At 66.4% G+C, this 16,824-nt stretch carries 15 protein-coding genes and 2 tRNA genes; 11 read left to right on the top strand and 6 right to left on the bottom strand.

All coding sequences use genetic code 11. From position 1 onward, the window contains the following. The first annotated feature begins 238 nt into the window (after positions 1 to 238). Entirely contained in the window at positions 239 to 763 is a 525-nt protein-coding gene (locus V5G24_RS10495) for a DedA family protein (RefSeq protein ID WP_394082936.1), read from the top strand. A 143-nt stretch (positions 764 to 906) separates the two neighbouring features. After that, positions 907 to 1,275, top strand: a complete 369-nt coding sequence (locus tag V5G24_RS10490) for a hypothetical protein (RefSeq protein ID WP_394082938.1) — start codon at positions 907 to 909, stop codon at positions 1,273 to 1,275. Between the two features lie 22 nt (positions 1,276 to 1,297). Here the strand turns inward: V5G24_RS10490 and V5G24_RS10485 are convergent, their stop codons facing one another. Continuing rightward, positions 1,298 to 2,431, bottom strand: coding sequence for an AGE family epimerase/isomerase (locus tag V5G24_RS10485; protein WP_394082940.1), 1,134 nt, complete (start codon positions 2,429 to 2,431; stop codon positions 1,298 to 1,300). Positions 2,432 to 2,595: 164 nt separating this feature from the next. Between V5G24_RS10485 and V5G24_RS10480 the strand changes: the two genes are divergently transcribed. Next, on the top strand, positions 2,596 to 3,852 hold the full coding sequence (locus tag V5G24_RS10480; RefSeq protein ID WP_394082942.1) for an aminopeptidase: 1,257 nt from the start codon (positions 2,596 to 2,598) through the stop codon (positions 3,850 to 3,852). A 59-nt stretch (positions 3,853 to 3,911) separates the two neighbouring features. On the opposite strand, the gene V5G24_RS10475 is transcribed toward V5G24_RS10480, so the two are convergent. Next, a complete protein-coding gene (locus V5G24_RS10475) occupies positions 3,912 to 4,832 on the bottom strand; it encodes a LysR family transcriptional regulator (RefSeq protein WP_394045475.1) in 921 nt (306 codons plus the stop codon). Between the two features lie 181 nt (positions 4,833 to 5,013). Here V5G24_RS10475 and gbd point away from each other — a divergent pair, with 181 nt between their 5' ends. The 4 genes from gbd (at position 5,014) to V5G24_RS10455 (ending at position 10,033) form a co-directional block, all read left to right on the top strand. Then, entirely contained in the window at positions 5,014 to 6,153 is a 1,140-nt protein-coding gene (gene gbd, locus V5G24_RS10470; protein WP_394082944.1) for a 4-hydroxybutyrate dehydrogenase, read from the top strand. A gap of 138 nt (positions 6,154 to 6,291) precedes the next feature. Continuing rightward, the gene (locus V5G24_RS10465) at positions 6,292 to 7,674 is read left to right on the top strand and encodes an MFS transporter (protein WP_394082946.1); all 1,383 of its coding nucleotides are present in this window, start codon (positions 6,292 to 6,294) and stop codon (positions 7,672 to 7,674) included. Positions 7,675 to 7,864: 190 nt separating this feature from the next. Then, complete coding sequence (locus tag V5G24_RS10460) at positions 7,865 to 8,638, top strand: SDR family NAD(P)-dependent oxidoreductase (RefSeq protein WP_394082948.1); 774 nt, start codon at positions 7,865 to 7,867, stop codon at positions 8,636 to 8,638. A 276-nt stretch (positions 8,639 to 8,914) separates the two neighbouring features. Continuing rightward, positions 8,915 to 10,033, top strand: coding sequence for an alkene reductase (locus V5G24_RS10455; RefSeq protein WP_394082950.1), 1,119 nt, complete (start codon positions 8,915 to 8,917; stop codon positions 10,031 to 10,033). Positions 10,034 to 10,446: 413 nt separating this feature from the next. Here the strand turns inward: V5G24_RS10455 and V5G24_RS10450 are convergent. Next, positions 10,447 to 10,521 (bottom strand) — tRNA-Glu (locus V5G24_RS10450). A gap of 175 nt (positions 10,522 to 10,696) precedes the next feature. Beyond that, entirely contained in the window at positions 10,697 to 11,119 is a 423-nt protein-coding gene (locus V5G24_RS10445) for a VOC family protein (protein WP_394082952.1), read from the bottom strand. Positions 11,120 to 11,170: 51 nt separating this feature from the next. Between V5G24_RS10445 and V5G24_RS10440 the strand changes: the two genes are divergently transcribed. The 4 genes from V5G24_RS10440 to V5G24_RS10425 all read left to right on the top strand — a co-directional run bounded on the left by V5G24_RS10440 (position 11,171) and on the right by V5G24_RS10425 (position 13,360). Beyond that, complete coding sequence (locus V5G24_RS10440; RefSeq protein ID WP_394082954.1) at positions 11,171 to 11,932, top strand: SIR2 family NAD-dependent protein deacylase; 762 nt, start codon at positions 11,171 to 11,173, stop codon at positions 11,930 to 11,932. 131 nt (positions 11,933 to 12,063) lie between these two features. Beyond that, the gene (locus V5G24_RS10435; RefSeq protein ID WP_394082956.1) at positions 12,064 to 12,642 is read left to right on the top strand and encodes a cold-shock protein; all 579 of its coding nucleotides are present in this window, start codon (positions 12,064 to 12,066) and stop codon (positions 12,640 to 12,642) included. Between the two features lie 9 nt (positions 12,643 to 12,651). Then, complete coding sequence (locus V5G24_RS10430) at positions 12,652 to 13,146, top strand: DUF192 domain-containing protein (protein WP_394082958.1); 495 nt, start codon at positions 12,652 to 12,654, stop codon at positions 13,144 to 13,146. A 137-nt stretch (positions 13,147 to 13,283) separates the two neighbouring features. After that, positions 13,284 to 13,360, top strand: a tRNA-Pro gene (locus V5G24_RS10425). 113 nt (positions 13,361 to 13,473) lie between these two features. Here V5G24_RS10425 and V5G24_RS10420 read toward each other — a convergent pair. Both V5G24_RS10420 and V5G24_RS10415 read right to left on the bottom strand, forming a co-directional pair. Then, complete coding sequence (locus V5G24_RS10420) at positions 13,474 to 14,220, bottom strand: helix-hairpin-helix domain-containing protein (protein ID WP_394082959.1); 747 nt, start codon at positions 14,218 to 14,220, stop codon at positions 13,474 to 13,476. Positions 14,221 to 14,370: 150 nt separating this feature from the next. Continuing rightward, the gene (locus V5G24_RS10415) at positions 14,371 to 16,578 is read right to left on the bottom strand and encodes an OmpA family protein (protein WP_394082960.1); all 2,208 of its coding nucleotides are present in this window, start codon (positions 16,576 to 16,578) and stop codon (positions 14,371 to 14,373) included. Between the last annotated feature and the right edge of the window lie 246 nt (positions 16,579 to 16,824).

Below are 16,824 nucleotides of genomic sequence, written 5' to 3'. Positions count from 1 at the left end.
ATTCTGCAAAATGAGTATCGGGCTTAAGCCGACGGGAATGGAGCATTCCCGGAGCGTTCCGCTACGCGGCCCGAGAGCGACCTGCCCGGCATCATCTGCGCCGCCGGCCGCTACAGCCCGCCATATGGCCCAGATCCGTGATGATTTCAAGGCAAAGCCCGTGCACAGCCGCATTTTGTGCCCCACCTCCCCCTTGCGGGGGCCGCCGACATCGCCGAAATAGCGCGGCGGAGGCCTTATGATCGATTTCGACGCCTATGCCGCGCCGGTGATGGATTTCATCCGCGCGCGCCAGTCTTTTGCGCCGGCTATCGTGTTTGCTTTGGCCTTTGGCGAATCCATCGCCTTCCTGTCGCTGCTGATTCCGGCGACCGTGCTGCTGCTCGGCATCGGCGCCCTGATCGAGGCCGGCGGGCTGGATTTCTGGTCCATCTGGTTCGCCGCCGCGTGCGGCGCGGTGCTGGGGGATGCCCTCTCCTATTGGTTCGGCCTGCACTTCAAGCAGCGCGCCAAGACCTTCTGGCCGCTCTCGCGGCGCCCGGACCTGGTGCAGCAGGGGGAGAGCTTCTTCGCGCGGTTCGGCATCTGGGGCGTTGCGGTGGGGCGTTTCTTCGGCCCGGCCCGCGCGGTGGTGCCGCTGATCGCCGGCATCCTCGCCATGCCGCAGATTCCGTTCCAGGTGGCGAACGTGCTGAGCGCGCTGGTCTGGGCCTTCGTGATGCTCGCCCCCGGCGCCGCCGTGCTGAAGGCGCTCGGCTGGTAACCGCGCGCCTGTCCCCTTTGGTCTTGAATCGAAGAGATGGGCCTTCGGGTGAAATCCCTCTGGCCGCCATGGGAACAGGGCTGCGGGCGTGGGGGTTGGCTTCATGGGTATCCGCTGGGGGAAAAGCCCGGACAGGAGGCCAAATGATCCATCGCCCACCCCATCATCGAGACGTCCACACGCCCCGCCCTCGCGGGACCCATCGCCGCAGCGCCCTCCCCGCCGCGCTGGTCCTGGGCCTCGGTCTTGTCCTGAGCCAGGCGATTGGGGCCACCGGCGCGGCGGCGCAGGTGGGCAGTGATCCGCGCCGGCCGGATGCGCCGGGGCCCACCCTGCCCGCGCCGCGCAGCGATGAAAACCTCAGCGAGCGGCTGGATCGCACGGAAGGTGTCATTCCCCCCGCCCGCAATCTCGATCCCGAACTGACCCATCCCGCGCCCGACGTGGGAACGATGCCGGTCATTCCCCCGCCGGGCAGCCCGGGCGGAAACCAGCAGGTGCAGCCGAAATAGCCGGGATCAGGCGGCTTTGGGCTCAGGCGGCTTGCGCCGCGCTCAGAACCTCGATCGCCAGCACGATGTGATAGAGGCTGCTGGCGCGCGTGGGCTCGATGATCGGCTGGCCATTGCGGTCGATATGCTCCCACCAGGCACCCGCCACCGGATGGGCGAAAAACCGCATCATCCCGCGCGCCGCCTCGGCGATCTTGTCGGCGGCGGCGGTGCGTTCGCCGGCATCGCGGGCGAGCGCCTGAAGCGCCACATGGGCTTTCAGCCGCTCGGTCTGCGGCCAGAGGCGGGCGCGGGCGTCGCGGATCGTCAGGTTCGCGTCGAGCTCGTTCACGGCGAGGCCGAGAGAGGGGTCGACGCCATGGGCTTCGGCAAGGGCGACCAGCCGGCGGGCGGCGGCGATGGCGTCCGGCCTCTCCCGCAGCGTGCCCCAGCGGATCAGCAGCCACGCCCATTCGAACTGATGTCCCGGCTCGACGATCTTTTTGTCTCCGGGCAACGGGCGCCAGTCAGGATCGAAATATTCGTAGAGCGCGCCCGTGGCCGGATCGATGAACGCGGCAAGGGAAAGCTCCGCGATTTCGTCCGCGAGCCGGTCCCAGGCCGGATCCGGCGCGGTCTGCGACCAGGCCAGGCATGCCTCCAGCAGATGCATGTGGGGATTGGCCTTCAGCGGCAGCGTGGGCGGGCTGGCTTCCTCGAAGCCAGCCCGCGGATGCGCGTAATGCTGGCGCATCGTCTCCAGCAGGCGATGGGCGCGCACTCCCGACGCCTCCTGTCGCTCGCCGCTGGCGTGGGCGGCCGCCAGGGCAAACAGAACGAAAGCGTGATCATAGGAATCGAATGCGCCGTTGAGGGTCTCCCCCTCAGGGGTGCGCGTGGCGATCAGCGTGCCGTCCGCGGCGAAGAAGCCGTCGAGCGCGGTCAGGCCATGGCGCAGGATCGGCCGGGCCGGCCCCGCCCAGCCGAGCCGCTCCGCCGCCGCGAAGGCATAGATCTGGCGGGCCACAAGGCGCGCGCGGCGCGGCTCGGGAAGGATCGCGCCGGCTGGATCGAACCGCTCGTAAAAGCCGCCGTGCAGGCGATCGACGCCGCGCGTCGACCAGAACGGCAGGGCCTGCTGGAACAGCCAATTGAGCAGCATTTCGGTTTCCGGCACGGTCTGGACCTCGCTTCGCGCGCGTCTGGCATAATGACGCCCCCCGCATTCGTAAAGTTTGCGCGCCCGGAACGGCCGGCGGGCGCGGCGCACACGCCATATTCGCAACCGTCCCCGGTTCGGATAAGGTCCGGCCCACTCATCTCTTTGCTGGGCATCCCCTTATGACGGCACATGCGCGCGACCTTTCCGCACCGATTGACCCGGTCCAGCTCGACCGGCTGGCCGAAGTGGCGGTCAAGGTGGGGCTCGACCTTCAGCCCGGACAGGATGTGTTCCTCACCGCCCCCCTCGCCGCGCTGCCGCTGGTGCGGCGGATCGCCGAGCATGCCTATAAGGCCGGCGCCGGCCTCGTGACCCCGATGTTCTCGGACGAGGAGATGACGCTCGCGCGCTATCGCTTCGGCGCCGATGCGAGCTTCGACCGGGCGCCGGGCTGGCTTTATGACGGCATCGCCAAGGCGTTCAGCGCCAATACCGCGCGCCTTGCCATCGTCGGCGACAATCCGATGCTGCTCTCCGGCCAGGACCCCGCCAAGGTGGCGCGGGCCAACAAGGCGAATTCGCTCGCCTATCAGCCGGCGCTGGAGAAGATCGCCGGCTTCGACATCAATTGGAACATCATCGCCTATCCCACCGCCTCCTGGGCCAAGCTGGTGTTTCACGGCGATGAGGAGCCCGTGGCCGTCGCCAAGCTGGCGCAGGCGATCTTCGCGGCGTCGCGGGTGGATGGCGACGATCCGGTGGCCGCCTGGAGCGCGCATAATGCCGCGCTGCGCACCCGCACCGAATGGCTGAACGGCCAGCGCTTCGCGGCCCTGCATTATTCCGGGCCGGGCACCGATCTCACCATCGGCCTCGCCGACGGGCACGAATGGCAGGGCGGCGCTTCCACGGCGAAGAACGGCATCACCTGCAACGCCAATATTCCCACCGAGGAAGTCTTCACCACGCCCCATGCCCGGCGCGTGGAGGGGCACGTCTCCTCCACCAAGCCGCTGTCCTACCAGGGCACGCTGATCGACGAAATCCAGGTGCGGTTCGAGGCAGGGCGGATCGTCGAGGCCAAGGCGGCGCGCGGCGAAGAAGTGCTGAACAAGGTGCTGGATACCGACGAAGGCGCGCGCCGGCTGGGCGAAGTCGCGCTGGTGACGCATTCCTCGCCGATCTCGAAAAGCGGCTTGCTGTTCTTCAACACGCTGTTCGACGAGAACGCCGCCTGCCACATCGCGCTCGGCCAGTGCTATTCCAAGTGCTTCCTCGACGGCGCGAACCTTTCGTCCGAGCAGATCGCGGCGCAGGGCGGCAACAAGAGCCTGATCCATATCGACTGGATGATCGGCTCGGACCGGATCGACATCGACGGCATCACGAGCGACGGCGCCCGCGTGCCGGTGTTCCGCAAGGGCGAATGGGCCTGAGGCAGGCCAGCACCTGAAAAGCCGGCGGCGGCGCAGTCCCGTCGCCGGAGGGTTCTCGCTCAGCGCAGGTTGAACCCCTCGATGAAATAGCGCGCCACCGGCGAGAGCGGCGCGCCGCGCCGGGTCACCAGCTCATAGGGCTCGCTGCGCGAGCGCAATTGCAGCGGCAGGATCGAGGTCATGCCGAAGCTGGTGCAGAATTGCGCCACCTCGCTCGACAGCAGCGCCACGAACGAGGGCTCCCGCTGGAGCAGCGACAGGGTGGCGAAGGCCGAGGTGGTCTCCACCAGATAGAGCGGAAAGCGCAGCCCCGCCTGCTGGAACTCGCGCTCCAGCAGTACGCGCATGGGCATGTTGGCGGAATAGACCACCCAGCGCGCCTCGGCGAGGTCCGCCAGCTCGATCCGCTTGCGGGTGGCCGCGGGATGGTGGGTATTGGCCACCACGGCAAGGGTTTCCTCGCGCACGATCACGCTGTCATAGAGGTCCGGCCGCTCGCTGATGGTGGTGCGGCAGATGGCGATATCTAGCCGCCCCTGGTCCAGCAGGCGCAGCAATTCGGCGCTGGTGTCCTCCACCAGTTCGATCGAGATGGCGGGATGCGCCTTGATAAGGCGCAGCATCATTTCGGTCAGCAGCGGCACCGCGCCCATGATGACGCCGAGCGCCAGCTTGCCGCCGTGGCCCTGGAGCAGGCCTTCCATCTCCTCGCGCATCTGGCCGAGATTGGTGTGGATCAACCGCGCATAGCGGATGACGCACAGGCCGGCATCATTGGCCACCAGTCCGCGATTGGTGCGGGTGAACAAGGTGGCGCCGAGGGTTTCCTCAATCTCCTGCAACGCCTTGCTGGCGCCCGGCTGGCTCAATCCCACCTGCTCCGCCGCCTTCAAGAGCGAGCCGAGATCGTCCAGCGCGATCAACAACCGCAGATGCCGCAGATGCAGGCGCGAGACCATGGAACCGAGGGAAGGCAGCATGTCTTTGTATTACTCCGGGATATAGCTGTATCAACTCTTCTCAGTTTTCAAAGAAAACCCCCTCACATATCCCTTTGCAGCAGCGCGGCGTCGTAAACCGCCGCCAACTTACGCTGCACTGCAATATAAAAAGATGCGAGTCGCGCCACAACCGGGCGATTTCGTGGGGGAAATACTTGAAATGGCTCTGATCAACTACCTCACGCGCATCCAGTTCGGCTTCGGCTCCGTCTCGCTGCTGCAGGACGAGTGCGACCTGATCCCGATCCGCCGCCCCTTGATCGTCACCGACGCGGGCGTGCGCAAGGCTGGCATTCTCGACACGATCCTGGAACAGCTTTCTGCCAAGACCATCGTAACGATCTTCGACGCGACGCCGCCCAATCCGAACGAAGCGGCCGTGCGCGCCGCCCTCGCCGCCTATCGCGAAGGGGAATGCGACGGCATCATCGCGGTCGGCGGCGGCTCCTCCATCGATCTCGCCAAGGGGGTTGCGGTGTGCGCGGCCCATGAGGGTCCGCTGAAGAGCTTCGCCGTGATCGAGGGCGGGGTGGAGCGCATCACGGCCGCGACCGCGCCGGTGATCGCCATTCCCACCACCGCCGGCACCGGCAGCGAGGTCGGGCGCGGCGCGATCCTGATCCTGGACGACGGGCGCAAGGTCGGGGTGCTCTCGCCCTATCTCATTCCCAAGGTGGCGATCTGCGATCCCGAGCTGACCTTGAGCCTGCCGCCTCTGCTCACGGCGGCGACCGGCATGGACGCGCTGTCCCATTGCATCGAGACCTATCTCTCCGCCGCCTTCAATCCGCCCGCCGACGGGATCGCGCTCGAAGGCCTGCGCCGGGCCTGGACCCATATCGGCCGCGCCACCCACGACCCGAGCGACCGCGAAGCACGGCTGAACATGATGAGCGCCTCCATGCAGGGCGCCATGGCGTTCCAGAAGGGGCTCGGCTGCGTCCACAGCCTCAGCCATTCGCTCGGCGGCATCAATCCGCGCCTGCACCACGGCACGTTGAACGCCATCCTCCTGCCGGCGGTGCTGGACTTCAACAAGGACAGCGATTCGGCCCGGCACGAGCACAAATTGGAGCGCCTCGCCCAGGTGATGGGCCTTGGCGAAGCCGATGAGGTCGGCCCCACCCTCCGCGCCGCCACCGAGCATCTCGGCCTGCCCGCCAGCCTCGGCGCGGTGGGCGTCGGCGAGGATCTGTTCGCCGGCATCATCAAGGGCGCGGTGGCCGACCATTGCCACAAGACCAATCCGCGCGAGGCCACGCCGGACGATTACGCGCGGATGCTCACGCAATCGCTCTGAGGCCGGCGTCCCCGGTCTTCGAAGGGCGGCGGCGCATACGCCAGGGCGCCGCCTGCGCAACGATCTAATTGATTTAAAAACAAATCTCGGTTCGCGCTCAGCGCGTCGAAGAACAAGAGTTATCGGAGGGAACCTGACATGAATATCAAGACGTCCGTCGGCCAAACTGCCGCCTCGGTGGCGCAGGCAACCGATGCCGTGATCCGCAAGGCGGGATGGCGCATCGTGCCGCTGTTCATGGCGTGCTTCGTGGTCGCCTATCTCGACCGCGTGAATGTCAGCTTTGCCAAGCTGCAGATGCAGAGCGAGCTGGGCTTTTCCGAAGCCGCCTATGGCCTTGGCGCGAGCATCTTCTTCATCGGCTATTTGCTGTTCGAGATTCCCTCCAACATGATCCTCGCCAAGGTCGGCGCGCGGCGCTGGATCGCGCGGATCATGATCAGCTGGGGCATCGCCTCGGCGGTGATGATGTTCGTGAAGTCCGAATACGCCTTCTATGCGCTGCGCTTCCTGCTCGGCGTGCTGGAGGCGGGGTTCGTTCCGGGTGCCGTATATTGCTTCACCCATTGGTTCCCCGCGTCCCAGCGCGGCCGCATCAACTCGCTGTTCTTCATGTCCATCGGCATCTGCGGGCTGATCGGCGGGCCGATCTCGGGCGCAATCATGAAGTTCATGGATGGCGTGAGCGGCCTTGCCGGCTGGCAATGGCTGTTCCTGCTGGAGGGCATTCCTTCCGTGGTGCTCGGCTTCGTGGTGCTGATGGTGCTGGACGACCAGGTGGACGACGCCAAATGGCTCACCACCGAGGAAAAGGCCCTGCTGAAGGCCCGCCTCGCGCAGGACCCCAAGGTGGGGAACGCCCATTCCTTCGGCGCCGCCTTGCGTGAGCCGGTGACCTATGTGTTCTCGCTGATCTATCTCGGCCTCGCCATGGGCATCTACGGCATCATCTTCTGGATGCCGCAACTGGTGAAGACCGCCGGCACCACCGATACCTTCGTCATCGGCATCCTTACCTCCCTACCCTATCTGATCGCGCTCGCCTTGATCCCGCTGATCGCCCGCAGCTCCGACCGGTCCGGCGAGCGGCGCTGGCATCTCGGCGCGTGCGCGGTGGCCGGTGCGGTCGGCTATGTGATCTGCGCCGCGTTCGGCGATAGCCTGGTCGCGCTGCTGCTCGGCCTCACCATCGCGGCGACCGGCATCATCGGCTCGTTCGGCCTGTTCTGGCTGCTGCCGCAGCGGGTGCTGTCCGGCCTTGCTGCCGCCTCCGGCATCGCGCTGATCAATTCGGTCGGCCAGATCGGCGGCATCATCGGGCCCTACATGGTGGGCGTGGTGAAGGATGCCACCGGCAGCGCGTCCATGGCGCTGTATGTGATCGCGGCCGTCTGCGGCGCCTCTGCGGTGCTGATCATGTGGTGCCTGCCGCGCAAGCTCTATCTGCGCGACACCCAGGTGCGCGCCGCCGGTGCCGACCTGGAGTCCGGCCTGCTTGTCGCCACGCCGCGCGAGATCTAGAGCGCGATCTGCCCATATGGGCGGATCGCGCTCTAAGGCGTTCTCGTGCAAGGCGGTTCGCGTGCGGGAACGCACCTGCGCACCGCGATGGGGCATTGTCCCGCGTCCATGAAGCGGGGCAATGCCCGAGCCCCTTGAACCGTCGGCGCGGGTGCGCCGGCGGTTTGTTCTGACATTGGGAGGTGCCGGCATGTCCGGAATTGAACGCTTCAGCCTCGCGGGCAAGGTCGTGATGATCACCGGCGCCAGCAAGGGACTCGGGCGGGCCATCGCGCGGGCCTGCGCCGCCTGCGGTGCCGATGTCGTGCTCGGCGCGCGCGATCTCGTGCAGACCGAGGCGGTGGCCGAGGATTGCCGGGCGCTCGGACAGCGGGCCTTCGCCGGGACGCTCGATGTCACCGACGCCGCCGCCATTGATGCCTTCCTCGCCGCCGCCCTCCAGGCGATGGGGCGGATCGACGTGCTTGTGAACAATGCCGGCTTCACCATGGTCAAGCCGGCGGTCGAGTTCACGCCCGAGGAGTTCGATCGCATCAGCGACATCAATTTCAAGGGTGCGTTCTTCGTCGCGACGGCGGTGGCGCGTTCGATGATCGCGCAGAAGGTGCAGGGCGCGGTGATCAACATCAGCTCCCAGGCCGGGCATGTGGGCGCGCCGTTCCGCGCCGTCTATGCCGGCAGCAAGGGCGCGCTCAATCAGCTGACCACCACGCTCGCCGGCGAATGGGCGCCCCACGGCATCACCGTCAACGGCGTCTCGCCCACGTTCACGCGCTCGGACATGCTTGAAAAGGCCATGGAGAACCCCGACTTCCGGGCGATGGTCGCGCGGGTGCCGCTTGGCCGTCCGGCGGAGCCCGACGAGATCGCCTCCGCCGTCATCTTTCTGGCCAGCGGCGCGGCGCGCATGGTCACCGGTCACACCTTGCTGGTCGACGGCGGCTATACGTCCATCCGAAGCTAGGGATCAACCGAACCAGATCGGGCCGCCCGTTTCGAAAAGTTGCTCCGCCAGATCAAAGAATTGTGGTTCGACCTGTGCGCGGCAGATGGGTTCCATCTGTCGCGGTCGGGCCACGAGGCCGCCATGTCCCGCCGCTCCCGCGCCTCTTGCGCCAGTCCCGCGTTTTTCAGTCCGACGTTTTCCAGTCGTGCGTCTTTAAGTTCCGCGTTCCCTTGCCCATCCCCCGGACCGCCGCGGCGCCCTCCGCGCGCGGCGATGCCTGATCGAGGAGTCTCCATGACCACCACGCTGTTCACGCCCCTTGCCCTCGGCCCGTACGAGCTCGCGCACCGCATCGTGATGCCGCCGCTCACCCGCATGCGAGCCGGCCCTGGCGCCGTGCCGCGCGCCCTCAATGTGGATTATTACGCCCAGCGTGCCACCCCCGGCGGCCTGATCATCGGCGAAGGCTCGCAGATCTCTCCCATGGGCCAGGGCATGCCGGGCACGCCGGGCATCCACTCCCCCGAGCAGATCGCCGGCTGGAAGCGCGTCACCGACGCGGTGCATGCCAAGGGCGGGCTGATGTTCCTGCAATTGTGGCATGTGGGCCGCATCTCCCATTCCTCCCACCTGCCCGGCGGCGCGCTGCCGGTGGCTCCCTCGGCGATTGCGGCGGCGGGCAATGCCTTCACCTCCACCTTCGAGCGGGTGCCGTTCGAAACCCCGCGTGCCCTTGAGACGGATGAAATTCCCGCGCTCTTGGAAAGCTATGCCCAGGCCGCGCGCAATGCGCTTGCAGCCGGCTTCGACGGGGTCGAGATCCACGGCGCCAACGGCTATCTGCTGGAGCAATTCCTTCACGCCCGCACCAATCACCGCACCGATGCCTATGGCGGTTCCATCGAGAACCGGGCGCGCCTGGTGGTGGAAGTCGCCCAGGCGGTGGCCGCCGCGGTCGGCGCCGAGCGCACCGGCATCCGCCTGTCGCCCTACGGCATCGCCAATGACAGCGGCGAGCCGGAGCCCTTGCCGCTCTACACCCATCTCATCGGCGAGCTGGCGAAGGTGGGACTGGCCTATCTCCATCTCATCGAGCCGCGTGCCAGCGGCGCCGGCCAGGCCGAGGTGGACCATAAGGACGCGCCCTCCGCCGCCGAGCTGTTCCGGTCCGTGTGGCCGCGCGTGCTGATCGCCGCCGGCAATTTCAAGCCGGAGGGCGCGCAGGCCATGGTCGCCGCCGGCACCGCCGACGCCATCGCCTTCGGCCGCCTGTTCATCTCCAATCCCGACCTGCCCGAGCGCATCCGCCTCGGCGTTCCCCTCACCCCCTATAATCGCGCAACCTTCTACGGCGGCGAAGAGGTCGGCTACACTGACTATCCCCGGCTCGGGGACGCCCAGGCGGCCGAATAGCGGCGCGCTCCTGGGGGTTGCGCGCAGGCGCCGCCCCCACCCACCCTCCCCCGCGCGACCGGGTCCCCCCCTCTCCCGCGTACGGGGGAGGGTCAGGGGGGTGTGGCGGTTGGGGTGGGTGGTTCGGGGATTTTGTGGGTCTCGGGCGTCACCGACTGTCCCGCTGAAGCATGAAAGGACCGCGCGCGGATCCCTTCTCCCCGCGCGCCCATTGCCGATTATATCCGCGTGATTTTGTGCGCAGACGCGGCACCATGCCCGTGGACGACGGGCGGCGATGCCTGCGGGCGACGCGCGACGGTGAAATCACCGCTTGGCCGACGAAGTCCGTGATTTTTTCTCGGAAAAGAGGCGAATCTCGCGGTCATCGTGCGGAGATTGCCTTCTCCGTCCGATTCGTCCGCAAAATGGCATGGCGCGCCCTAGGGGAGTCGAACCCCTCTCTCCACCGTGAAAGGGTGGCGTCCTAACCGATAGACGAAGGGCGCAAAGCGCGTGGCCCTTATAGGGGCAGGTGTTCCGGTGGGCAAGACCTTACCCGCCGAAACACCTCAGCCTGTGGATGACCGCCGGAAAGAGCCAGCGGCAGATCCTAAAACATGCTTATCATCAATTACTTACGTAACGCTCTGTAGATTTTTCCGGTGCGCCGGCGGTGAAAACTCACCATTTGCCAGTGTTGGGCATCGAGGCCCAAGGTTCCTGCGGCGGCTTGGGGCCGCCTTTTTGCAGCAACTCGATCGAGACATTGTCGGGTGAGCGCACAAAAGCCATGTATCCGTCGCGCGGCGGCCGGTTGATGGTCACCCCGCCAGCCTGGAGTCGCTCGCAAAGTCCATAGATATCATCGACTTCGAAGGCGAGATGGCCGAAATTTCGACCTTCCCCGTAGGGTTCCTTGTCCCAATTGTAGGTCAGCTCGATCTCGGCGATATTCTCCTGGCCCGGAGGCGCAAGGAAGACCAGCGTATAGCGGCCCTGCGGCACCTCCTTGCGGCGCACCTCGTGCAAGCCCAGCTTATTGCAATAGAAATCCAGGGACTGGTCGATGTCGGTCACACGGACCATCGTGTGGAGGAAGCGCATGGCTGGTCCTTGTCTGAACACAGGAGTGCCGGCAAGCGGCACGCGCAACGTATGACTTTGGAAGCCGATCTCAAGACCGCCCAGGCCCGGCTCGCGGAATATCTCGCCGAAGCACAGCACGCGGTCGCCTTCACCGGTGCCGGACTTTCCACCGAATGCGGCATTCCCGATTTCCGCTCCCCCGGCGGATTGTGGACGCAGAACAAGCCGATCCCGTTCGAAATCTTCCTCGCCCACCGCGCCGCCCGCACCGAAGCTTGGCGGCGCAAGTTCGCGATGGATGCAGCCTTTTCGAGCGCGAAGCCCGGCCGCGGCCATCTCGCCCTTGCGCGCCTGCTCCAGGGCGGGCGGCTCGGCGGCATCGTCACGCAGAACATCGACGGGCTTCACCAAGCCTCGGGCGTGCCGGCAGAGGCCCTCGTGGAGCTGCACGGCAACGGCACCTATGCCACCTGTCTCGACTGCGCCGCGCGCTACGAACTGGACTGGGTGCACACCCAGTTCCATGCCCATGGCGAACTCGCGCCCGATTGCCCGGCCTGCGGCGGCCCGGTGAAGAGCGCGACCATCTCGTTCGGCCAATCCATGCCCCAGGGGGAAATGCTGCGTGCCAGCGCCATGACGCGCGCCTGCGACCTGTTCATCGCGATCGGCTCCTCGCTCGTGGTCTATCCGGCCGCATCCTTCCCGATTCGGGCGAAGCAGAACGGCGCGCGGCTGGTCATTCTCAATCGCGAGCCGACGGACCTCGACGAACTGGCCGACCTTGTGGTGCGCGCCGAGATCGGCGATGTGCTCGCGCCATTTGCCTAATTTCGCCCCTGCCTGCTTTTGCGGCGCGGAATCTACCCCGCGGCGCGCTGGAAAGGGTGTGCGAGGCGCGCATGTCTTGCTATTCTTGGCACCTGAATCGATGGCCCGTAAGCGTAACGGTCGGGGTAGACATGGGCTCCTACGGACAAGGGCTTGGGCCACATCCCACCGCCCCGTCAGAGGATCTGGCGGAAACCCCGGTGCGCCTCATCGAGGTGGCCGGTGCAATCAAATGGTTCGACGTCACCAAAGGGTACGGTTTCATCGTGCCCGACAGCGGCGGCCCGGACATCCTCGTTCATGTCACCTGCCTGCGGCGCGGCGGCTTCCAGACCGCGATGGAGGGCGCCCGAATCGTCTGCGAGGCGATCGAGCGCAGCAAGGGGATGCAGGCGTTCCGCGTGGTCTCGTTGGATCTGTCCACCGCCACGCCCCCATCCCTGCCGGCAACCCGCGCCCGCGCCACGATCGAGCCGAGCGGCGGCTTCGAGACCGCTACGGTAAAATGGTTCAACCGCCTGCGCGGCTTCGGCTTCCTCACCCAGGGCGAAGACAGGCCGGACATCTTCGTCCATATGGAAACCCTGCGCCGGCGCGGCCTCACGGAATTGCGACCGGGGCAGGACGTGCAGGTTCGCTATGGTGACGGGCCGAAGGGCCTGATGGCCACCGACGTGAAGGTCGAGGACGGCCTGCCGGAAAAGCATTGAGGATTTTTTATGCTGCGTTTGACTTGGGCAGCCCCCCTGCTGCCCGCGCGCGTCCTGTCCGCCTGCGCCGCCGTGCTGTTGGCGCTGATGGCGGGGCTTTCGCTTGCCCGGGCGGCGGATGCTCCCCTTGAGGCATTGGAAATCGCGACCCGCAAGGGCGTCGTGGTGCTGGAAGTGGAAGTTGCCCGCACCGAGCAACAACGTGAGACCGGCCTCATGTATCGCAAGGAATTGCCGGAACGGCAGGGCATGCTGTTTGATTTCGGCAAGAGCGAGCCGGTCTATATGTGGATGAAGAACACATTTATTCCGCTCGACATGCTGTTCATCCGGGAGGACGGCACCATTGCGCGCATCGAGGAGATGACCACGCCCTTTTCCACCCGCACCATCTCTTCCGGGGAGCCGGTGAAGGTTGTGGTGGAGATTGCCGGCGGCGCGGCGAAGCGCCTGGGCATTGCTCCGGGCGACCGGCTCTCGACTGGGCTGTTCAGCGGCAAATAGGCGTCACGCCGGCTTGCTCCCGACGCGCGCCGCCCCAGCGCGCACCTTGAATTTGCCAGCTTATTGCGCGTTATTCCCGCCTGCCCCTTGCGGGCCTTCGTTTATAAAACTAAGGAAGGCGAAGGCGCTTCGCCCGTCGGAGCATAGCGCAGCCCGGTAGCGCATCTGCTTTGGGAGCAGAGGGTCGCAGGTTCGAATCCTGCTGCTCCGACCATCTTCTCATTCGTGGCGCGGATCCAGGGCGCCGGGCGCTGCGATCAGGCTGGGGCGATGTTCGCTGCACACTGCCCGAGCGGGAGACCCGCCCTATCGCCCCTATCTGAGCGCTCAGGCCATCGGATCCGGCGGAACGGACGTGGAGCGGGCGCGCGCCTGGCCAATCCAGTCCTCGCGCTCCACGCGGCCGCGAAATCCGAGGAAGGCCCCGATCCAACGCGCTTCGTCCGGCGTCCAGGCCGCAATCTGTCGAAAATGGTAAATGCCCAGGGCGTTCAACTTGCGTTCGTTCAAGGGTCCTATCCCCTTGATCTGTTTGAGATCATCCACTCCCGCCGCATCCGGTTGGGCTGCGGCTAGCGGGCGCTGCCCCGGCAAATTCGCCTCCCCAATCGCCGGGCCAAGTGGCGAAGCGGACAGGCTGGGCTGATCACCCGCGCCGACCGTTTCGGAGGAACCTACGTCCGGAATCCCGAGGGTGAGCTGCGATGAGAGGCCACGCCGTCTGGCTTTGGTTGCTGCGGGACTTGCGGGAGGCGTTGGGGCTGGCTCCGGCGGACCCACGGGGCGGGAGCCGATGCCCTCTGGAGCAATGGGAGACGGCGCCCCCTCGTCCGGCGCCTCACCCGGCGGAGCGGGCTTATCATCCTCGTCGGGGGATAGCTCCGCAGCATCGCCCCTCAAAACCGCGGCATCTATCCCCGGCCCTGATTCATCCAGGGGAAGAAAGGTTGTTTGAGCGAACAGAGAAATCCTCCGGCGCTGCTCGGCCCGACGGCGCAGAAACAGGCCGAGCGCAATGCCGAGCGCACAGGCCAGCACGAGCAGCAGGGCGGTTTCAATCTCGAAGGACATCATGGCTGCGGCCTCCGCGTGGCCGGTGGCAGGGCATATCCGACGGCGAGGCCCAACATGAATGCACCCAGCACATAGGGCCAGAGGGTCAATGCGAGGTAGGCCATCTTTTCCGTCCTCCCGAGGCTGCCGCGCCAGCCGGTGGATGCGATCTCACCGCAAAACCGGCTCGGGAACCGGGTCGCCGGCCGCCCTGACATTCACCTGAACACTGCCGCGCACGAGCCCCGACGCAGGATCGAAACCCGGCGCCGGCCCCCCTGCCCCGGTGCCCACGAACACCCGGCTCGTCGCCACGCCGGCCTGTTCAAGATAGCTGGAAATGGTATCGGCCCGGGCGCGCGACAAGGCAAAATCGCCGCCGCCACTGCCTTCCGGGACCCCCAGAACATCGACCCGCGTGGTCGGGCAGCGCTGCACCGCATAAACGATGCGATCCAAGGTGGGCGCGCTCTGCGCGCTGAGCCGAACGCTGTGTCCCTCGAACAGAAGCGGCATATGGGCGAGGATCTGCTCCACCTCGCGGGTGCATTCCTGATCGGATTCCGGCGTTCCAGGAGGCGCCCGCTCGATGGAGATTTCGCTGGTGAAGCCACGCGGCAACGCCTTACGCACATTCGCCGCAACCTGCCCCACCGCCGCCGGATGCAGCGCCGCGCCGGACAATTGAACCTGCCCGTCGACGATCCTCAACTCGGCCGTTTCCAGCCGCGCCATCTGGGAGATGACCTTGGGAAGCGTTTCGGAAAGCCCGGCGGGTGCACCGGCCCCGACCGCACTCACGTCATTGATCCGCGCCTCGGGGTAGAGATTGAGGATGAGCGCGCGCACCGCGGCCTGGGTCGCCAGATCGGGAAAAAAGCCGGACACAGTGACGCCTTCGCCATCGCGGCGGACTGCAAAGACATAAGGGGAGATCAAGGGCGGGCGCAGGGCGGAGACATCCAGCAAAATGCCCGGCGGCGGCGCCTGGGCGGCGGTACGCACGGTGACATAGGCGCTGGAATCGGAAGCTTCGCCCGACAATGTGATGCGCGTGCCGGAAAGCTCTGCACGCCCCTCCCGCAGTTTCGCCAATTGCGCCAACGCGAAGTTCGCGGCATTCACCCAGGCATCGGCAGGCGGGCCGCCCGAGGCCAGCTTCGTCTCATCCGCAACCGTGATCCCCGGCAGGGCGCTGCGCGCCGCCTCCACAATGCCGCGGCCCGCCTCTTCGCTCGGCGCCACGCCGGTGAGCTTCAGCGTGTCGCCGATCAAGGTCGCTGCCCAGAGAAAAGGCGAAACACGAGGCGGCTCCACGAGGAAACGGGCGAGCGTGAACCCCTCGGGCGGCGCGCGGCGCGCGGCCATAAGCGCATCGAACGACCCATAATCCGGGCTCGCCCCCTCCAGCGTGATTGACGTATCGGAGATCAGCACCCGTCCTTTGGGCAGGCGCGCCAATTGGCGAAGCGCATAGCCCACGGCCTTGACCCAGCGATCCACGCTGGGCGCGCCGTCCGCGAGCTGCATTTCGTCCACCACCCGCGCATTGTCGATGGCCCCGCGCACCGCCGCAAGCACCTGCTGGCGGGCCTCCTGGGATGGCACATGCCCCAGCAGGTGAATCTGGTCCGCGTCACGCACCGCCGACCACATATAGGGCGTGGCAACCGGAGGCCGCACCGCGAAGGTTCCGACGCGAAAGCCTTGGGGCAACGGGTCCTTGAAAGTGGCGGCGAGGGCATCATAGGTGGCAAGATCCGGGCTACGGCCTTCGATGGTCATCACATCATCGGAGAGGGTCACCCGGCCGGCCGGCAGACGGATCAATTGCTGGAGCGCAAAGGAAACCACGGCCGAAAAATCGCCCGCCGGCGCGCCGCGTGCGCGTACCAGCCGATCAAGCCCTTGAACCGACAGGCCTCCTGGTAGGGCGCGCGCGGCCTCGCCAATCCTCGCTAAGGCATAGGCAGACGGAACATAGCCCGACACAAGCAAAGTGCGGCCATCGCGGACCGCGGTGAAGGTGAAGGGGCGGCGTTCGGGGAGCATGACGATGGAATCGCTCACCTGCCGGACGCCGAACAGATTTTTCAGCGCCGCCAATACCTTGACGCGCGGCTGCTCGGCCAGGGCCTCGCCCGTGATCACGGCGTCACGGCCATTGAACCGCACTTGAACCCAGGATTCGCCGGTATTCCGCAAGGCTTCAATGGCACGTTCTTCGAGATCGGCCTCGATCGCGGGACGCTGCAGCAAGGCGAGCCACCAGAGCAGAGCAAGGCCGGCCAGTGCGAGCGCGATCAGCCCGAAGGCACGCCAGCCGAGCCAGCCTTCGGAGCGCAGGCGTGGCAGATCTTCACCCGCTCCAGCTTCCATGCTGTGTCTCATTCCTCCAGGGATCCGGCACGGGAGGCCGATGGTCTGTGATCCCATGGATCGGCGGATGGGTAAAGCCTATCCGACATGTGCGGGCGTTCGCGCCGGCCAACTCCGGTATGCCAGCGATACCGGCAGAGGATGTGGTGCTTCGCGACGGGAGAAAATCGGACCCGCCTGGCAGCGGGCATCGCCATGTGCAAATAACAAAAAGGCCCCGGTGGAAACCACCGGGGCCGATCTCAA

The organism is Roseixanthobacter finlandensis, from assembly GCF_043195105.2.
Classification (GTDB): Bacteria; Pseudomonadota; Alphaproteobacteria; order Rhizobiales; family Xanthobacteraceae; genus NCEH01.
This window is presented reverse-complemented; position numbering and strand designations above follow the sequence as displayed.